Source organism: Raoultibacter timonensis (genome assembly GCF_022845715.1).
Taxonomy (GTDB): Bacteria; Actinomycetota; Coriobacteriia; order Coriobacteriales; family Eggerthellaceae; genus Raoultibacter; species Raoultibacter timonensis.
The window spans coordinates 3,858,684-3,876,480 of record NZ_AP025564.1 but is presented as its reverse complement, the minus strand read 5'-3'; the positions used below and the strand labels follow the sequence as shown (position 1 = coordinate 3,876,480).

At 58.8% G+C, this 17,797-nt stretch carries 18 protein-coding genes; 15 read left to right on the top strand and 3 right to left on the bottom strand.

Annotated elements, in window-relative coordinates:
- Positions 1–837, top strand: a complete 837-nt coding sequence (locus tag MWL89_RS15720) for a nitrilase-related carbon-nitrogen hydrolase (RefSeq protein WP_102380250.1) — start codon at positions 1–3, stop codon at positions 835–837.
- Positions 838–1,403: 566 nt separating this feature from the next.
- Positions 1,404–1,628 (top strand): hypothetical protein, encoded by a 225-nt coding sequence (locus MWL89_RS15715; RefSeq protein ID WP_244387312.1) that lies wholly within the window; start codon positions 1,404–1,406, stop codon positions 1,626–1,628.
- Positions 1,629–1,688: 60 nt separating this feature from the next.
- Here MWL89_RS15715 and MWL89_RS15710 read toward each other — a convergent pair whose 3' ends face one another.
- Positions 1,689–3,023: a purine-cytosine permease family protein gene (locus MWL89_RS15710; protein WP_244387311.1), complete on the bottom strand. Its 1,335-nt coding sequence runs from the start codon at positions 3,021–3,023 to the stop codon at positions 1,689–1,691.
- Positions 3,024–3,246: 223 nt separating this feature from the next.
- Here MWL89_RS15710 and MWL89_RS15705 point away from each other — a divergent pair, with 223 nt between their 5' ends.
- Positions 3,247–5,220: an FAD-binding protein gene (locus tag MWL89_RS15705; RefSeq protein WP_244387310.1), complete on the top strand. Its 1,974-nt coding sequence runs from the start codon at positions 3,247–3,249 to the stop codon at positions 5,218–5,220.
- A gap of 83 nt (positions 5,221–5,303) precedes the next feature.
- Positions 5,304–6,110, top strand: a complete 807-nt coding sequence (locus MWL89_RS15700; RefSeq protein WP_244387308.1) for a MerR family transcriptional regulator — start codon at positions 5,304–5,306, stop codon at positions 6,108–6,110.
- A 75-nt stretch (positions 6,111–6,185) separates the two neighbouring features.
- On the opposite strand, the gene MWL89_RS15695 is transcribed toward MWL89_RS15700, so the two are convergent.
- Together MWL89_RS15695 and MWL89_RS15690 are read right to left on the bottom strand one after the other, a co-directional pair.
- A complete protein-coding gene (locus MWL89_RS15695) occupies positions 6,186–6,629 on the bottom strand; it encodes a GatB/YqeY domain-containing protein (RefSeq protein ID WP_244387306.1) in 444 nt (147 codons plus the stop codon).
- 116 nt (positions 6,630–6,745) lie between these two features.
- Complete coding sequence (locus MWL89_RS15690) at positions 6,746–7,558, bottom strand: prepilin-type N-terminal cleavage/methylation domain-containing protein (protein ID WP_244387304.1); 813 nt, start codon at positions 7,556–7,558, stop codon at positions 6,746–6,748.
- Between the two features lie 249 nt (positions 7,559–7,807).
- Between MWL89_RS15690 and MWL89_RS15685 the strand changes: the two genes are divergently transcribed.
- The 11 genes from MWL89_RS15685 to MWL89_RS15635 all read left to right on the top strand — a co-directional run bounded on the left by MWL89_RS15685 (position 7,808) and on the right by MWL89_RS15635 (position 17,703).
- Positions 7,808–8,296 (top strand): PH domain-containing protein, encoded by a 489-nt coding sequence (locus tag MWL89_RS15685; RefSeq protein WP_102380245.1) that lies wholly within the window; start codon positions 7,808–7,810, stop codon positions 8,294–8,296.
- Positions 8,297–8,299: 3 nt separating this feature from the next.
- A complete protein-coding gene (locus MWL89_RS15680; protein WP_244387302.1) occupies positions 8,300–10,330 on the top strand; it encodes a PH domain-containing protein in 2,031 nt (676 codons plus the stop codon).
- A 153-nt stretch (positions 10,331–10,483) separates the two neighbouring features.
- Positions 10,484–11,176, top strand: a complete 693-nt coding sequence (gene trhA, locus MWL89_RS15675) for a PAQR family membrane homeostasis protein TrhA (RefSeq protein ID WP_180995334.1) — start codon at positions 10,484–10,486, stop codon at positions 11,174–11,176.
- A gap of 26 nt (positions 11,177–11,202) precedes the next feature.
- A complete protein-coding gene (locus MWL89_RS15670) occupies positions 11,203–12,579 on the top strand; it encodes a hemolysin family protein (protein ID WP_244387300.1) in 1,377 nt (458 codons plus the stop codon).
- Positions 12,580–12,653: 74 nt separating this feature from the next.
- Positions 12,654–13,766, top strand: a complete 1,113-nt coding sequence (locus tag MWL89_RS15665; protein ID WP_244387298.1) for a PspC domain-containing protein — start codon at positions 12,654–12,656, stop codon at positions 13,764–13,766.
- Between the two features lie 9 nt (positions 13,767–13,775).
- Positions 13,776–14,204, top strand: a complete 429-nt coding sequence (locus MWL89_RS15660) for a PspC domain-containing protein (RefSeq protein WP_244387296.1) — start codon at positions 13,776–13,778, stop codon at positions 14,202–14,204.
- A gap of 108 nt (positions 14,205–14,312) precedes the next feature.
- Complete coding sequence (locus MWL89_RS15655) at positions 14,313–14,639, top strand: PadR family transcriptional regulator (protein ID WP_244387295.1); 327 nt, start codon at positions 14,313–14,315, stop codon at positions 14,637–14,639.
- Positions 14,636–14,995, top strand: a complete 360-nt coding sequence (locus MWL89_RS15650) for a DUF1048 domain-containing protein (RefSeq protein WP_244387294.1) — start codon at positions 14,636–14,638, stop codon at positions 14,993–14,995. The genes MWL89_RS15655 and MWL89_RS15650 overlap by 4 nt, the downstream gene beginning before the upstream one ends.
- A 457-nt stretch (positions 14,996–15,452) precedes the next feature.
- Entirely contained in the window at positions 15,453–16,205 is a 753-nt protein-coding gene (locus MWL89_RS15645; protein WP_102380239.1) for a CMP-2-keto-3-deoxyoctulosonic acid synthetase, read from the top strand.
- A 141-nt stretch (positions 16,206–16,346) separates the two neighbouring features.
- On the top strand, positions 16,347–17,021 hold the full coding sequence (locus MWL89_RS15640) for a potassium channel family protein (RefSeq protein ID WP_279611972.1): 675 nt from the start codon (positions 16,347–16,349) through the stop codon (positions 17,019–17,021).
- A 10-nt stretch (positions 17,022–17,031) separates the two neighbouring features.
- Entirely contained in the window at positions 17,032–17,703 is a 672-nt protein-coding gene (locus MWL89_RS15635; protein ID WP_102380237.1) for a potassium channel family protein, read from the top strand.
- The last annotated feature ends 94 nt before the right edge of the window (positions 17,704–17,797 follow it).

Here is a 17,797-nt window from a genome sequence, read left to right as displayed (position 1 = left end):
ATGGAAACGACAAAACGCACGCCGATGAAGATCGCGCTCATCCAGTTCGAGGGAGCGATCTGCGAGGTGGAGGCGAACACCGCCCACGCGTGCGACCTCATTGCCGAAGCGGCCGGCAACGGCGCCGATCTCGTGGTGTTGCCCGAACTTTTCTCTACGGGCTACAACCTCGACATCGTGGGTCCGCGCATCCTCGATCTGGCCGAGCGCGTCGATGGGCCTACCGTTGCGGCCCTGCGTGCGGCCGCCCGCGAGAACAACGTGTACGTGATTGCGGGTTTGGCGCTCGTGAAGGAGCAGCTTCCCGCGGTGGCCTTCAACAGCTCGGTGTTCATCGATCGCACAGGCGAGCTCATGGGCACGTTCGACAAGGCGCACCTGTGGGCGCTCGAGCGCTTCTACTTCCGCTCGGGAAACGAGCTTCCTGTATTCGACACCGAATTCGGCAAGGTCGGCGTCATGATCTGCTACGACATGGGCTTTCCCGAGGTTGCGCGCATTCTGGCCCTCAAGGGTGCCGAGCTCATCGTGTGCCCGTCGGCCTGGTGCGAGGAGGACCACGATGTGTGGAACTACAACACGCAGTGCCGCGCGCTTGAGAACACGGTGTTCTTGGCTGCCGTCAACCGCCATGGGCGCGAAAACGATCTCTACATGGGCGGCCACACGCGCGTATGCAACCCGCGCGGCGCAGTGATTGCGGAGCTAGCCGAAGAGGCCGAAGGCATTCTCTATGCCGAACTCGATTTCGAGCAGCTCAAGACGTTCCGCACCGCGAGCCCCTATCTGCGTGATCGCCGCCCCGATTTGTACGACGAGGTGAAGCTCTGGCCGTAGAGCTACGGCGAAATGTTGCTGCAGCTGTTTTTCGCACGACGCGCTCGATCCTATCGTCGGATCGGGCGCGTCTCGTTATGCGTGCGCCTCATCTGCGAGCGCGGGACGCCGGTGTCGCCGCCATGTGCCGTAGACGGGCGGGCCGACCCCGGCGCGCACCGAATCCTGGGTTTGTGGCAGAAAAACGACGATATTCGTTGCTCGGGCCTCTTCCGAGTGGCGAGGCGCACGGCCACCGCGCGAGACCTTCGCATCACGCCCGATCAGAAAGATGGCTGGGAAACCGACACCGAGGGAAGGATTCGACGGCGACGAATAAGGCCCCTTTCCTGCCACGAGTTCGCCCTTCTGCCGCTGGGTCTGACTTTAGGCAAAGCCGAGGACACCATGTCGACCAAGATCAAGTAACCCAATATGTTACAGAAAACTTGCGGGGGGGGGCGTCTCTGCTATTGTTTGCAGATTGAAAAGCTATGCGTGCAGGTAATCGATTGCGAATGCTGTTTGCGACGGCGGTTGCATCGGGCGGTCGGTTACGAATGCACGGGGAAAGGGGCCGAAGATACATGGGCCTGATTGACGACATCGCTATGAAATCGGGATGCGAGTACGTGTCCGAACTCAAGTATCATCCGGAGCGATACCGCGCACACGAGGTGCTGAGTGCGCTGCCCGTCGAATCGTATAACGAGCAAGAATGGTGTGAGGCGGTTGCCTATCTCGTCGATGCAGAGGCTTCGTGCGAAGATCGCGAAGCGTGCAAGCATCGTTTGCTCGAATATTTCTCGTGAAAACAAAAGCGGCGTGCGAAATCTTCCCGCACGCCGCTTTTCGGTTTTGCTGAGACGAACCTACAGAACCTGATCGGTTTCCTTGAACTCCACGACGTCGACCTTCTTGATGCTGCCGTAGATCTTCATGACGACCCAGTACAGCACGCCCGCGAGGATGAGCGAGTTCAAGCCGGGGATGCCGATGTTCATCATGCTCGTAACCTGGCCCACCACGAAGCCGGCGATCCAGCAGACGATGGCGATCGGGTTCCAGTTCTCAACCTTCTTGGGCAATTCTCCCTTGGCGCGTGATTCGTCGAGCTTCTTGCGGCTGCGGCGCAGCACGTAGTAGTCGATGACCATGATACCCGCAACGGGCGGAATGGCAACGCCGAGCAAGGTGAGGAAGTTGGTGAAGTAGTTGATGATGCCGATGACGGACAGGATCGTGCCCACGATGCCGAGTGCCCAGATGATCGTGTTGCGCTTGACCGTTTTGTTGAACAGCGCATTGATGAGCGTCATGAGACCGAGGCCCGACGAGTACAGGTTGATGTCGTTGAGCTTGACCGTCGAGGCGACCACGATGATGACGCCGATGATGCCCGAGGTGGCCATCATGAGATCGACGACGTTCTCGGTGCCCGTGGCGTGGGCGAGCATGACGGCGAGTAGGTTCATGCCGAGCTCGCCGATGAAGGTGCCGATGAGCGTCATCCAGAACACCTGGGTGCCGCCCTTGAGGAAGCGTGCGTAGTCGGGCGTGCATATGGCGCCCGCGATAAAGCCGCCCGCAACCATGGTCGTTGCCGCTCCGAGCGAAAGGGCTGCTCCCGGGGGAGCCATGCTCACGAGTTCGGCAAGCGTGTGATCCTGCAGGATCACCCACGTGGCGTAGATGACGACCGCGATGAAAACGGGTACGAAGATGGTTGCGAAGTTCGCGATGGCCTTGATGCCGAACACGACGAGCAGCGTGATGCCAATGCCCGTGATGATGGCCCAGACGGGATACTCGAAGTCACCGAGGAAATCGGTGAAACCGACGATGGTGGCCATGCCCTGACCGAATACGGCGTTCTGTACGCCGAACCAGCCGACCATCGAAATGGCGACGACGCCGCCGAACAGTGCCGAACCGCCCTTGCCGAAGCCGGTCCATCGAGAAAGCAGGCTTGTCGAGAGGCCTTCGTGGGCTGCTGCGGTTCCAAGTGCCCAGCTGACCACCTGAAGCAGTACCGAGCCGAGCATCGTAGCCAAAAACGCGTCCCAGAACGTCATGCCGAAACCGAGAGCGGCTCCGAGCATGAGCTGCGAGACGCAGCAGATCGCGCCGATCCTGATGAAGAGAATCTTCCAAAACGGCTGTTTCGCTTCATCAGGTACGCGCGATAGCGAGTAATCGTTATCCATGGCAATACCTTTCATCCGTCTACCTTGCAAACCGTATCGCGAACGCGGAGCGGTTCGCAGATTCGAGTTAGCGTGGAATTATACCTTGTAACCTCTTCAACGAATGTATGAAATGAAAAGTTAACCAACGAAAGGATCCATACGGAGGCGTACTTGACTTGTCTAAGGTAGACAGCCCTACACTGCACCTCGCTTGTTCGTTCAATCACAAGGAGGAAAGCGCATGGAACCGAAAAGCTATTCGAGAAGAAGCTTTCTCAAGGGTGCCGGCTTGGGGATGGCTGGTATCGGGGCGGCAGGTCTCGGCATACCGGGGCTTGTGGGGTGCAGCGCCGAGCAGAAAGGGGCAGAATCGGGGCCGTTCACGTTTGCAGACACTGTTGCGTGGAACGCCGAGTACGATGTCGTGGTTATCGGGTTCGGCGGGGCTGGCGGCGTTTCGTCGATATACGCCGCCGATGCGGGTGCACGCGTTTTGCTGTGTGATGTCGCTCCTGAGGGGGAAGAGGGCGGCAACACGCGTTTTGCTGCCCAGATGTGCGTAGCAGGCACCGACCCCGAGAAGACGTACACCTACTACCGCGATGGCCTCGCGTGGCATTTCGATGTTGACGAGGAGATGCTGCGCACCTACACCGACGGTTTGTGCGGGATGAAGGAGCTGCTCGAATACCTAAATGCAGAAGAGCCCTCCAAGTGGCCAAACGGCACCGTGGTGACGCCTGAGTACCCCGAATATGAAGGTGGCGATGCGATTGAGGAGTGGTATGCCCGTCCGGGTATGTATAATAGCTCTCTCTGGCAGACGATCCGCAGAAACGTTCTCGAACGCTCCGACGCCATCGATGTGTGGCTCGAATCTCCCGCAGCGCGTCTTATCCAGGACCCGATCACCCGGACGGTCGTGGGAGTCGAGGTCGATCGAAAGGGCGAAACCGTGCTCGTCCGTGCAAAAAACGGCGTTGTGCTTACCTGCGGAGGATTCGAGAACAATAGGGAGATGATACAGGATTACCTGGGAGCTGCGCGCTTAACGCCGTTCGGTACCCTGCATAACAGGGGCGATGGCGTGCGCATGGGCATCGAAGTCGGTGCCGACCTCTGGCATATGGAGGCATACGAATCGCTGGGTATACTGAGCGGCCACGCGTGGGCTGTCGAAGAGGGGAAGCGGGGGCTGCTCGAGCCGAGCATCGCCAATTCCCGCTCGCCCCTCATTTCCCTCGACAGCGAGGACTACGGCAATGGCAGCATCATGCTGGTTGGCGATGACGGAAGCCGGTTCATTGACGAGCATGCCGGCCATCGCCACGGACACGTGTACTCGTGCGGTGTTTGGCGGACGCCGGTCGCCAACTATACGCCCCATCTCGTGTTCGACGGTACGCAATACCAGCTGCTCAAGGATGACGGCTACATCTCCGAAGAGCGTGAGGCCGCAATCAAATCGGCAGACACCCCCGAAGCACTTGCCGCGCTGATCGGTGCCGATCCTGAAATCCTCGCTCGCACCATCGCGGATTTCAACTCCTTTGCCCAGAACGGTCGCGATTACAAGTGCGAGCGCGATCCTGAAAGCATGCGAGCGTTCGACGGGGGCGCCTACTATGCGGCTGAATTCCGCCCCATGGTGCTCAACACCCAAGGCGGTCCGCGACGCAACAAGAATGCCGAGATAGTCGACACGAAAGGCGAGCCCATTCCCCATCTGTACAGCGCCGGGGAGCTTGGGGGCATCACGGCATTCCAGTACAACTCGGGCGGCAACCTCGCCGAATGCATGGTGTTCGGCAAGATCGCAGGGACCAACGCTGCAGCAGAGAAGGAGCCTTTGCCCTCCCTCGCCGCGCCGCAGGCTGTCGAGCCCGCCATCGCATACAATCCCGGGGACGTGAGCGATGCGAGCGCGGAAGAGGAGAGTGCGGATGTCCAGCTTGCTGCCGGCGAGTATCTCGGGGTCGGATCGGGTGGCATGGGCGGCGATATCAAGGTAAAGGTCGCCTATGCGGACGGCACGATAACCTCAGTTGAGGTCGTTTCCGAGAAAGAGACGCCCGACATCGGGGGAAAGGCGCTTGAGAAGCTGCCCGAGATGGTCGTTTCTGCGAATTCAACCGACATCGATGCTGTCAGTGGTGCTACGCTTACCACGAGCGCGTTCTTGGCTGCCGTCGATAACGCGATATCGCAGGCATAGCCGCTGCGAGCATGCTGAGCTCATGGGCGGATGCGCGAAAGGCGCATCCGCCCATCTTGGATGGCACGACTGTGGGAGGCGTTGTGAAGGGGAACGACACCGAAGCAGAGTACACGGTCAACCAGCTTGCCCGCGTGCTCAATATTTCGCGCACCACCTTGCTTTACTACGAGGATGTCGGGCTGGTGACGCCCGAGCGCAAGGACAAGAGCAACTACCGCGTGTACCGGAACAAGGATGTGCTCAACCTCATGAACATCATCATGCTCCGCAATATCGGCCTCGGAACCGAGGAGATAGCCGAGCTCAAGCGAAACGGTGATCCGCTTTCCGAGGAGAACATCTCGTCGTACTGCGACCATCTAACTGAGCGCATCGAATACCTGGAGGCGGTGAGAACCGCCCTCACCAACTATCGGGCGGAAAGAGGGCAAAGCGATGATCCGTTTGCGATTGCCGATGTGCCGCGCTACTACTATGCTCTGTCAAACTGCGATCAGGGGTGGGATCAGTTCAATAAGACGCCGGTCACCGATGAGCTGTTGGCTCATATGCCGCTGACCGGTATCGGCGCCATCTACGATGAGGATATCTTTCAGGAAGGCCGCACGATACGGTGGGGCAGGTTCGTCGCCGAAGAGAACCTCCGCTTTCTCGCCATCGATCCGAGCGAGCTTCTCTCGATCGGGGGCTGCCGCTGCCTTATCGTGCGCGTGTGGGGCGGGGCCTCGCTGCAAAACGATTCCGGTGAAATGCGGATGCGCGAGGCTCTCGTGTTTCTCGAAAAGCACGGCTATCGTCCCGAGGGTCGCGGGTTCTCACCGTGCATGCAGCCACGCGAGCGCTTTTTCTTCGAGCTGTATCAGCCTATCGTTGCGGTTGCGCACTGAGCGCTCGGCGTCGGGTCCTTGCTCGAACCGGTCGATTGCGGCTGCCGAACCCCTTGGGCTGCGGCAGCCGAGCTGCTACGAGAGCTTCGCGCCCAGTTCCTTTGCCGCCGCCGCTTTATCGAAATTGCCGCCCGTCGCCTGGGTAAGCGCTCCCATGACGCGGCCCATGTCCTTCTTGGTCGAAGCGCCCGTTTCCGCAAGCACCTGATCGATCAACGCGATCAGGGCATCGCCCGAAACCTGCTCGGGAAGATATCCTTCGAGGATGGCTACCTGTTCGGTCAGCGTGTCGGTGCGCTGCTGGTCATTGCCGGCCTTGATGGAGCCGTCGAGTGTTTCCTTCGTTTGCTTGATCAGCCGCTTGAGCATGTCGTCGACGTCTTTTTCGGTAACATCGCGGCGTTCGTTCACCTCGATGTTCTTCAGCTCGCCGTGCAGCTGCCGCAGGATGGACAGACGCACCTTGTCCTTGGTTTTCATGGCTGTTTTGATCTCGTCTTGCAGTTCGCTGTAGTTCATGATGCCCTCTTTCGGCTCGCACTATGCTGTTGTATCGGAAGTCAACATCAGTATAGCGCATTGAGGCAGCGAGCTCTCGGCTGCAAGGCATGGGCAGGCGAACTGGTGCAGACCCGTTATCCTTCGACGAAGCGCCCGTCGACGAGTTCGACCTTGTTGTCCTTGTTCTTTTCGAGAATGGCTCTCATGTCGCTCTCGTTCTTCGCGATCCCCTCGCCGTTCGGGTTCGAGGTGACGCGGTACCACTGGCCTTTGCTGCCGCTGCCGAGCAAGCCGGTGTTGTCGCAGATGTAGTAGGCCGTCCAGTCGGTGGCGCTCGGATCTTTGTTCGTACCGGCGTAAAGAAACGTCGTGTTGGCGCTGTTGCCGTAGCTTTTGAACTCGATGTAGAAAGTTTTGTCGTTGCCGTCTTTGTCGAAGCCGGTAACGGAAGGCCACTCCGTGATTCCATGCTCTTTTGCATATTGTTTGCGGATGTCGGGATCGCTTGTGAGCCTGTTTCCGTCCTTGTCGGTGAACTGGTGCCACGCCCCGTTGAAGGTTTCCTGCACCCAGTACCACATGCTCAGGTCGATGCCCAGTCCGTGCTTTGAGCACTGCACGACGATGTGCCCTTCGCCATCGTCGCTTTTGATCGAGTAAGCGCCGCCCGTCGGGCAGGTGGTTTCGTTATTCTCGGCTTTCATCTCGTCGAGGCATTTTTTGAACACGGAATCGGAATTCTTGTCGTCGCCGAGCGCGTAGTTCGCCAAGAACATCGATTGCATGGAGCGGCGGTTGGCCTCGCATGTGGCATCCTCGGCTTTACCGAGGGCTCCTGCGAACAGGGGTACGGCGATAGCGATGAGCACGAGCAGGATGGCAACTACGACGAGGAGTTCAGCCAACGTGAACCCTGCACGATTCTTTTTCGATGTGCGCTCCAGCATACATACCTCGTTTGACGGAAACAATACAACGGTGCCAGCCCGTCACTTGCAGATAAAGCGCTCTCGGGAGTCAACGAACGCTGATGTTGAAATATTACTAAATAAGTTCTATATGCACAACAGACGCGAGGGCGATTCCGTTGCGTCCGATTAGCTCATCTGGTTACAGGTTTGTAAGATCATCAAAGGATTCGGCAGTTCTTTGGTATCATTGTTGCGTCAATTACCGATCGCGCGAGAAAGAAGCCGATGAGAGACCTTCCAAAGGATCAACTGAATCCTAAAATCAAAAACGTATGGCGCATTAACGATGCAATTTGGCTTACGGTGGCGTTTCTCTGCCTCTTCATACCGTTCCTTATCGCGCTTATCGTCGAATCGGCTCCGTGGATCGGCATCACTTTGGCGGCTATTGCCGCCCTGTATGTGATCGGACTTATCGTGTGGCTCGTTATCCTGCCGCCCATCAGATTCGTGCGGTGGCGCTATGAGCTTTCGGAAGACTACCTCGATATTGCGCGCGGCATCGTGTGGCGCAAGCGCTTCATCATCCCGTTCATCCGCGTGCAGAATACCGATACGAGGCAAGGGCCCATTCTCCGAGCGTTCGGCCTGTCGAGCGTCACCGTGTCGACTGCTGCCGGCGAGCATGAGATCCCCGGCCTCGAGACGCACGTGGCCGAGCAGCTTCGCGACCGCGCGGCCGAGCTTGCCCGTATCGCCCAAGAGGACGTGTAGGCCATGACCGAAGAGCAGCGAAGCCCCGAATCCGGCATGCCGCCCGTGCCGCCGAGCGCGTCGGGCGAACAGCAGCCGGTACAGCAGGCTTCCCAACAGCCTGCCTACGGGCAGCAGATCCCCCCGTACCAACAGCCTGCACCAGGCGGATACGCCGCGCAGCCGACGGCGCAGCAGCCGTACGGCGCCCAGCCGGTTTTCGATCAACACCCCGTACAGCCTGCGTACGGCCAGTATCCCAACGGCGCGTATCCGCAGCAGAACCCTGCCGAGCCGATGCGCCATAAGGTTCACCATAGCTATATCTGGCTCGGTAGCCTGCAGGTCGCCGGCATGCTCATCGTGATCGCGTTCTTCTCCGTGTTCTCTTCGGTGATCGGGGCGATCGCCGACGGCGAGAGCATCGGGCGCGCCGATGCCCCCGTTTTGCTCATAGTCGGCATTGCCGTCATCGTCGGGCTCATCGTTATCGTCGGTTTGACGGCGCTCATCCAGACGCTCTCGTACAAGCACCTCTATTACGAGCTCGGCCCCGACGAGTTCAACCTGTACTCGGGCATCTTCAACAAGAAGCGCGTTCACGTACCTTACCAGCGCATCCAGTCGGTCAACCAGAAAGCGACGCTCGTCCAACGCCTTGCGGGCGTATGCACGGTCAACATCGATACGGCGGGCGGTTCGGCGAACAAGGCCATCACGATCCCGTATCTGCAGAACTCCGAAGCCGAGCGCCTCCGTACCGAGTTGTTCGCCCGCAAGCAGGCGATTCTCTCGGGTCAAGCCGCCCAGGTAGCGGGTCAGGCAAACGTCGTGCAGGGCCAGTCGGGGGCCGTCTATCCGGCTGGGCACCCCCTTGCGGGCAACGTGCTCGACATGCCCGCCGAAATCCTTACCGACGTGCGCGGTGTATTCGGCGGCGCCGCCGTCGATACGGGCCGCGTTTCCTACGAGTACGGGATGAGCAACAAGGAACTCGTGCTGACGGGCCTGTCGAACAATACGGGATTCATTCTCATCGTTTTGGCCGCACTCGGCTCGGTTGCGGGTCTTGCCGAGCAGATTCTGTCGACGGCCATCGGACGCATGCTCGTCGACAACGGCGTCAACTTCGTGATGCAATCGTTTGCGGGCAACACCATCTGGGCGATCACGGGCGTCGTGGTCGTAGTGTTTCTTGTCGTGTGGGTGCTTTCGATTATCGGAACGTGCATCTCCTTCGGCGGGTTCAAGGCGCGCAGGCGCGACAGTCGCATCGAGGTTGAGCATGGTCTTCTGCAGCACCAGTTCCACGGCGTCGATATCGATCGCGTGCAGTCGGTGATCATCAAGCAGAGCTTCATCAGGCGCTTGCTCGGCTACTGCGAGCTTTCGCTCGGCAAGATCGATGCGGTGACCGAAGGCGAAGAGGGTCAGCAGAAGAGCCTCAACCCGCAGGGCCTCGTCATCCATCCCTTCGTCAAAATGAACCGCGTTCCCGAAATCCTCGCCGGGCTCGTCCCCGAGTTCGCCGACGTGCCGACCGATAGCAGGCCGGTTGCCAAGGTTGCGCTCAGGCGCGCTATCATCCGTCGCGGTATCCTGCAGGGCAACGGGTTCTGGCTTGCTGTCGTGGTGGTTGTCGGCCAGCTGCTCGCAAACGCCCTTCTGCCTTCGACCGAGCCCGATGCCGCAAGCATACTGCTCTTCGTGAACACCGGCGCCATCGTGCTCTACGTGCTGTGCGCGTTGTTGCTTGTGCTCGATATCATCGGTGCGGTTCTGTGGTACCGGGGTTCGGGCTTTTCGTACAACCGTCGGTTCATGCAGGTATCCAACGGCGGTTTCTCCCGTGAAAGCGTGAGCTTCCCGCGCAAGAAGATACAGTACGGCTTTTTGAAAACGAATCCGTTCCAGCGCAACGCCCGGGTGGCGACGATCAATGCGAGAACGGCGGCAGGTGTGGGCGGAACGACGTTACGGCTTATCGACGTAAGCGAACAGGATGCAAACACATGGCTTGATTGGGTAAAACCCGGTGGAAGTATGGTACAGTAAGCAATCATGAGCGAGCGTACCAACAAGGATTCAAAGGACTGCCGAAGTACCACTTCGCAAGAGGCTCCTGCGCCTCAGGCTGAGCCTTTGAGCCCTTATTCCCAGCCGGGAACGTGGACGCCGTCTCAATTCAAGCCGAAGAACATGGCCGAAATGCGCGCCAGAGCCGACGGGCCGACGAACACTTACGGCAACGCCAACAGGAAAAAGCACAACGTACGCGAGTATACGCTCGGCGAGGAAATTGCCAATTCGATCACGCACGGCCTCGGCATCGCGCTCGCCATTGCGGCGATTCCGATCCTCGTCATAACCGCGACGGGCGACGGCGGCGGCATCCGCCTGTTCGCTGCGCTCGTGTACGCGATTACGATGGTGCTCGAGTACACGATGTCCACGCTCTACCATGCGATCGCCGTCGAAAAGGCCAAACGGGTCTTCAAGATTCTCGACCACAGCTGCATATACCTGTTCATTGCGGGGTCCTACACCCCGTTCTGCCTCGTATCGCTCGCCGATTCGGGCGGCATCTGGCTGTGCGTGTTCGTGTGGGTGGTTGCGCTCGCCGGCGTGGCCTGCGAGGCGTTCTGGGTGTTTCGCCCCCGCTGGATATCGGCGGTGCTCTATCTGCTGCTCGGATGGTGCGTGATCTGGTTTCTGCCTGCGCTCATCACCGCCATTCCCGCGCCGGGCCTCTGGCTGCTCGTCGGCGGCGGGGTGTGCTATTCGGTGGGGTGCATCTTCTACGTGCTCAAGAAGATCCCCTACATGCATTCCATCTTTCATCTGTGGGTGCTGGCTGGCAGCATCCTGCAGTTCTTGGCCATCGCACTGTACGTGCTGTAGTTCTAAGGAGTGAGTCCTAAACCCATATGGACGTTGGCATAAGCATTGTCGTCACTTTCATCCTCGTGCTGGTAAACGGCTATTTTTCCATGTCGGAGATGGCGCTCGTGAACGCGAAGCGCGTGCTTCTCGAAAAAGACGCCGAGGGAGGCGATAAGCGCGCAGAGCTCGCTGCGGGCCTCGCCGCCGATACCAGCCAGTTTCTCGCAACCATTCAGGTTGCCATCACGCTCGTGGGCTTCTTCGCGTCGGCTGCGGCGGCAACGAACCTCTCCGACCCCCTGGCCCAATGGCTGAGCGGGTTCGGCATCGATTGGCTGTCGTTTATCGCACCGGGTTTGTCGCCGGTTCTCATCACGCTTCTCGTCTCGTATCTGAGCATCGTGGTGGGCGAGTTGGTCCCCAAACGCATGGCCTTGGCCGATGCCGAAAAGGTCGCCAAGCGCGTGGCGGGTCCGCTTATGGTGTTTCGCACGATCGCCAAACCGCTCGTATGGCTCACGTCGGCTTCTGCCGACGGGTTGTCGAAGCTCTTGCGCATCAAGAGCGCCGACGAACGCCAAGATGTGTCGGAAGAAGAGATCAAGTACATGGTCACCGACAACAAAGAGCTGCTCGACGACGAGAAGCGCATGATCCACGAGATCATCGAGCTCGGCGATACCACGGTGCGCGAGGTCATGCAGCCGCGCGTCGATATGATTCTCGTCGAAGACACCGAGACGGTGAAGCAGGCGCTCGATCGTATGCGCGGTACCGGCTACTCGCGCCTGCCCGTGTACCACGAAGACTACGACAGCATCGTGGGCATCGCTCACTACAAGGATCTTGTGTCTCCGTTGATGGATGGCAAGGCCGACGAAGAAGTGGGCAAGTACGCCTACGAGGCCATGTTCGTTCCCGAAACCAAGGATATCTATCCGCTTCTCTCGGAGATGCAAACAAATCGGCAACAGATGGCTATCGTAGTGGACGAGTACGGTGGCACCGATGGTTTAATTACCCTCGAAGATATCGTTGAGGAAATCGTCGGCGAGATCATTGACGAATCGGACTCTGAAAGCGAGTACGTCACGCCGATATCCGAGGACGAATGGTCGGTTGACGGGCGGTTCCCGACAGACGAAGCCGAAGAGCTCGGATGGCCCGTTACCGAGTCTGACGATTACGAGACGATAGCAGGATGGCTGCTCGACCGAATCGATACGGTTCCCCAGATTGGCGACCAATTCGATATCGACGGGTATTCGTTCAGGATACAGTCCATGCGCCGAAGGCGGATTTCATCCATTCGGGTGAAGAAGCTGCAAGGCGTTGAGGTGGATGCGGGGCCTGGCGAGTCAGCCTGCCAGGATGGCAAGAAGGCCGAGTCTGGCGACGAGGCCGTGAACCGTACCGAGTAGGGGGATGCTTCGCTTTCCAACGTTAAGGCGGCGATGCACCTTGAGGCCGCAAGACGGGGAAAGGAGGCTGTGCGGTGGCCGAGAAACGATTCTACCGTTCGCGCGATGCGCTGATAGGCGGCGTATGCGCGGGTATTGCCGAGTACTTCGACATCGATCCCGTCGTCGTGCGCATCCTTGCCGTGGTGCTTACCTTTGCAACCGCCGGGATGTTCGCCATTGCCTACATCGCCCTGTGGTTCATCCTCCCCCTTGCGCCCGATCCTGCCGAGCCGGTTGACGTGCAGCCCGAATCCGTCCATTCCGATACGTACGGACCCATCGATTACGAAGCGGCGAAGCGCAAAGCGCAAAGCGAGCATCGGGAGGCCGGTTCTGCTGCCCCGTTCTCGTCGGCAGGAAGCGCGCCGTTTGGCCCTTATCCGAATGCAGGCGCTCCTTTCACGGGTGCGGGACACGTGCCTCCCGAGCCGCCGCGACCGTACGCCGATGCGCATCAGACGCCTTCCGGCCAATCGGTTCCCCATGCAGCGCAGGCGCCGCATGTTTCGCAGCCTGCCTACACGGCTCAAACGCCGGGTTCGACCCAATCGGCGTATGCGGCCTATACGGCTCAGGCGCCCTATGGCGCGCCGTCTCCCTCATCCCCGCAGGGGTCTCCGACTGTCGCTGCCCAGCAGCCCGCGGAGCCGGTGTCGAAAAAATCGGTGCGAGCGGCCCTGTGGTTCGGGTTTCTCTGCCTGTTCATCGGATTCGCAGCAATTCTGAGCCAGTTCATCGAAGACGTATCCTGGTGGCAGTTTTGGCCGTTGCTCCTCATCATCGTCGGCATCGGCAACGTTGTCATACCCGCGCCGAGGGGCAAGCGCATGGGGCAGTTCGTCAGCGGCCTCATGACGATATCGATAGGCGTCGTGCTTTTATCCATGTCGCTTCATGCGATCAGCTATGCGAGTTTCGCTCCGATGATCGAGAATCTATGGCCTTTGCTCGTCATGATGGTCGGGTTCTTCATCATTTCGGGCGCGGTGAAAAACCCTCTTTTCGAGCTTCTGGCGGGTCTTTGCTTCGTGGCTTTCTGCGCTATCGGGCTTATGTGGTTCACCGTTCCGGGAACCACAGAGTTCATGACCATCGCGTTGCCGTTCAAGGAAGCCGTGATCATCGACGTCAATCCGTGGACGTAGGCGGTTGCGATGAACAAGTTCTCCCGGTATCCGAAATCTGCGCAGATCGCCATCATCGTGGGGGCGGCGTGCGTTCTGTTCGGCGTATGGAGGCTGTTCGGCGTCGCTTTCGGCTACGGCTGGTGGAATGCTCTGCAGCGCATGGTGGGTACGGTGTTTTCGTATCTGTGGCCCATCGCGCTCATTTGCGCGGGGCTCTATCTTGTGTGGGCTGCAAAATCCGGGCGCCTCAAAGGGGTTACGAACATCGATTGGAGAAAGCCGTTCGGACGTAGCGTTACCGATAAACGTATTGCCGGGGTGTGCGGCGGCATCGCGCAGTTCCTCGGTATCGATTCCACCATCGTACGGGTGCTCGTGGTTATCCTGTTCGTCATATCGCCCGCGTTTACCGTGCTCGCCTACATCGTGGCGGCTATCTTCATTCCAAGGCTTTAGCCGAAGTTCCCTCGTTTTCTCTTGACAGATTGACTACTCTGTGATGCTATATACTAGTACTAAGTAATACTGCATATCAGTCATACAGACTAGCAGGAGGTGAACGCAGTGCAAAATCTGACGGAAATGCTGAAAGGCGTACTGGAAGGCTGCGTCCTCGAGATCATCGGCCGTGAGGAAACCTATGGCTACGAGATCACGAAGAAGCTCAACGCGCTCGGCTTCTCCGATGTTGTCGAAGGTACGGTGTACACCATTTTGCTCCGGCTTGAGAAAAACGAACTGGTGCATACAGAGAAGAAACCTTCCGAGATGGGGCCTCCGCGCAAATTCTACACGCTCAGCGATACGGGTCGTGAAGAAGTACAGCGCTTTTGGCAAAAATGGGACTTCGTCTCGTCGAAGATCAACGAGCTGAAAGAAGGACGATCATGAGAAACCCCGTAGCTTATTTCAAGCAAGTAGCGCAGGAGAAGCGCGAATACCGTGAGGCCATGGATCGCGTGAAAGCGCTGCCCGAAGACTACCGCTACGTATACGACAAGATTCAACACTACATGTGGAGTCACGTGGCCGGCGACGGCATGGATATGACCGTAGTGCTCGCCGACTTGGTGGATCTGTTCGAGCAGGGCGCGGCAGAAGGCAAGGGCGTGCTGGAAGTGACGGGCGAAGATGTGGCCGCGTTCTGCGACGATCTGCTCGTCAACGCGAAAACCTATGCGGGCACGAAGCAGGATGCGCTGAACAACGCCATCAAGAAGAAGCTCGAACGGGTCGACGGTAACTGACGGTTCTGCAATCTGCGCGCTTCGGCCGAATGGCGAAAACGCAGATAACGGAAACGCCATCAGCCCGATCTCGGCATGCCGCTTGCTAAGATCGGGCTATTTTCGAATCGCGCGATGCTCAGGTCTGGTCGATGGGTTGGCAAAGTGCGATCAAAGCGAAAATATAGGATATTAAGCACCATAATTCGTTCGCGTTTTCCGTATGGGGGCGACCCTGCATTTATAGAACAAACGGTGGAGGAGCCTCCACATCTCGGCTCCGAAAACTTGGCTGTGCCGTTCGTTTTGGAGTAGAATACGACAAGTCAAAACAGCATAGAGGCTTCTCGACAGCAAACTCCCCCTTACAATTTACTACGCTGTCACCGCTCAGGCGGTTTAGTTTTGCGCCGTAAAACGAAAGGCTTTGAGGGCTTTGGCACTGAAACGATATAATAAATCGCGTAGGCGCACTGCAGTGTTTGCTGGTTCAGCGGCATGCGTAGTGGTGACCCTGTGCATTACGATTGGGATCGGCACATCGTTCGCCGGTGCCGGCGGCGTCAACACCGCTGGCTTCGGTGCAAGCGGTGCGGCTGCTTCCGAAGATGCCTCGCAAACCGAGTCGCTCGGCGCTGCCAGCGATACCGGCGTTCGCGAGAGCTCCCAGCTTTCCAATTCCGCCCAGCGCGATATCACTAAGGGCATCGAGACCATCGAGGCCAAGGAAGAGGCGGACCGCATTGCCGCCGAAGAAGCTGCTCGCGCCGAGGAAGAAGCCAAGATTCAGGCTGCGGCCGAGAAGCGCGCCGAACAGGAAGCCAACAATCCCCCCGCTATCGATTTGAGCGAAGTCGATTTCACCGTCGGCAAAGAAGCGTTCATTGAAGAATGGACCGCCCGGATCGATGCGTATCTCGCAGGTTCCCCCTTAGCCGGCCAGGGCGTCACGTTCGCTACGGCGGCATGGGACAACGGCGTCGACCCGCGCTGGTCGCCCGCCATCTCCAACACCGAAAGCTCGAAGGGCGCTGTGTGCTTCCTTCCGTATAACGCGTGGGGCTGGGGCGACAAGTCCTTCTCCAGCTGGGAAGAAGCTATCAACACCCACGTATCGGGTCTTGCGGCCGGCTACGGGCAGACCATCACGTACTGGGCGGCCAAAAAGTACTGTCCGCCGAACTACGATCATTGGTTCGAAAGCACGCTTTCCGAAATGCAGAGCATCTAACAACAGCTCCACAAACGAAACAAACAAGCCCGCTTTCGCGGGCTTTTGTATATCCTATACTGGATGCATGGTCAAAGCGCCTGCGGATGGGCGCGACGGCCGTAGGCGCACGGCACCGGACGGCATCGTCGGAGCCGCGCAATCGAAAGGACGGAAATGAGCAATGTCATCGTCGTCGGGTGCGGCCGCGTCGGCTCGCAGCTTGCGAACATGCTGTCCGACAACGGCAGCAACGTTTGCGTGATCGACCGCAATCCCGATGCGTTTGCAAATTTGGGGCGCAATTTCAACGGCTCGGTGCTGCAGGGCATCGGGTTCGACGAGGAAACGCTTCTCAAGGCGGGTATCGAGGAGTGCGATGTTGTGGCGGCTGTGACCCAGCTCGACAACACGAACCTCATGGTGGCCGAAGTTGCGGGACGCCTTTTCGGCGTACCGCACGTTATTGCCCGCCTGTACAACCCCGACCACGAGCGCGCCTACATGCAGCTCGGCATCGATTACGTATGCGGAACCTCGCTTGTGGCCGAAGACGTGTTCTCGAAAGTGGTTGCGGGGCATGGTAGCCACCTCGATACGTTCGGAGAATTCGAAGTGCTGCGGTTTTCTCTGAATCTCAACGGCTTGGGAAAGAAGACGATACGCGTTTCGGAAATGGAACGCGATCACGACGTGCGCATAATCGCTTTCGAGCGCGGCGACGGCTCTGCCAGTTCGATTCCCACGCGCGATAGCATCCTCTACCACGGCGATACGGTGCTTGCCTGCGTTCGCCATGAGCTAATCGAGTCGTTCTCCCAGTACATTCAGGATTAGGAGCCTTTCCATGTATATCGTGATCGTAGGAGGCGGCAAGGTGGGCGAGTATCTCGCCACGGTTTTGCTGCAGAGCGGAAACGATGTGGCGGTCATCGACGAGAACCTGCAGACGGCCGACCGCCTTTCGGTGACCCTGCAAGGCCGTTACCTGGTTATCCACGGCGATGGATGCGATTCGAAGTATCAGGAAGACGCGGGAATCCGTAAAGCCGACATCTTCGTTGCGACCACCGGGCAAGACGACGATAACCTTGTATCGTGCGAGATCGCTCAGCGCGTGTTCAACGTGCCGCGCTGCATCGCCCGCGTAAACAGCCCGAAGAACCTTCGCATTTTCCGCGAGGTGGGGATCGAATGCGTTTCCTCGACCACGCTCATCGCAAACCTCATCGAAGAGGAGGCGCTGCTCGGTAGCGTGAGCATCGCCTCGTCGTTGTCGCATGGCAACGTCATGCTTTCCGAGATCGCCGTGCCGCGCATGAAATACCACAGCAACGACGAGGGCATCGCCGTGGAGGATATACCGCTTCCGCAAGGCAGCCTCATCGCCGCCGTGTCGACGCCCGACGATGTGATGGTCGCAGTGCCGGGCACGCTTCTGTACCCCGGGGATAAGGCCATCGTCGTGGCGGACAGCGATATCGTCGACGAAGTCAGAATGGTGTTCAAAACCCTGTAGCGGTGCATGGTAGCCGGCGTTGCGCCGCTGCATGTACCGTTGGCGGAGGTCTGTCAAGCCGTCTGGGACGTTCGTGGAAATCTTCCGCGCCGAC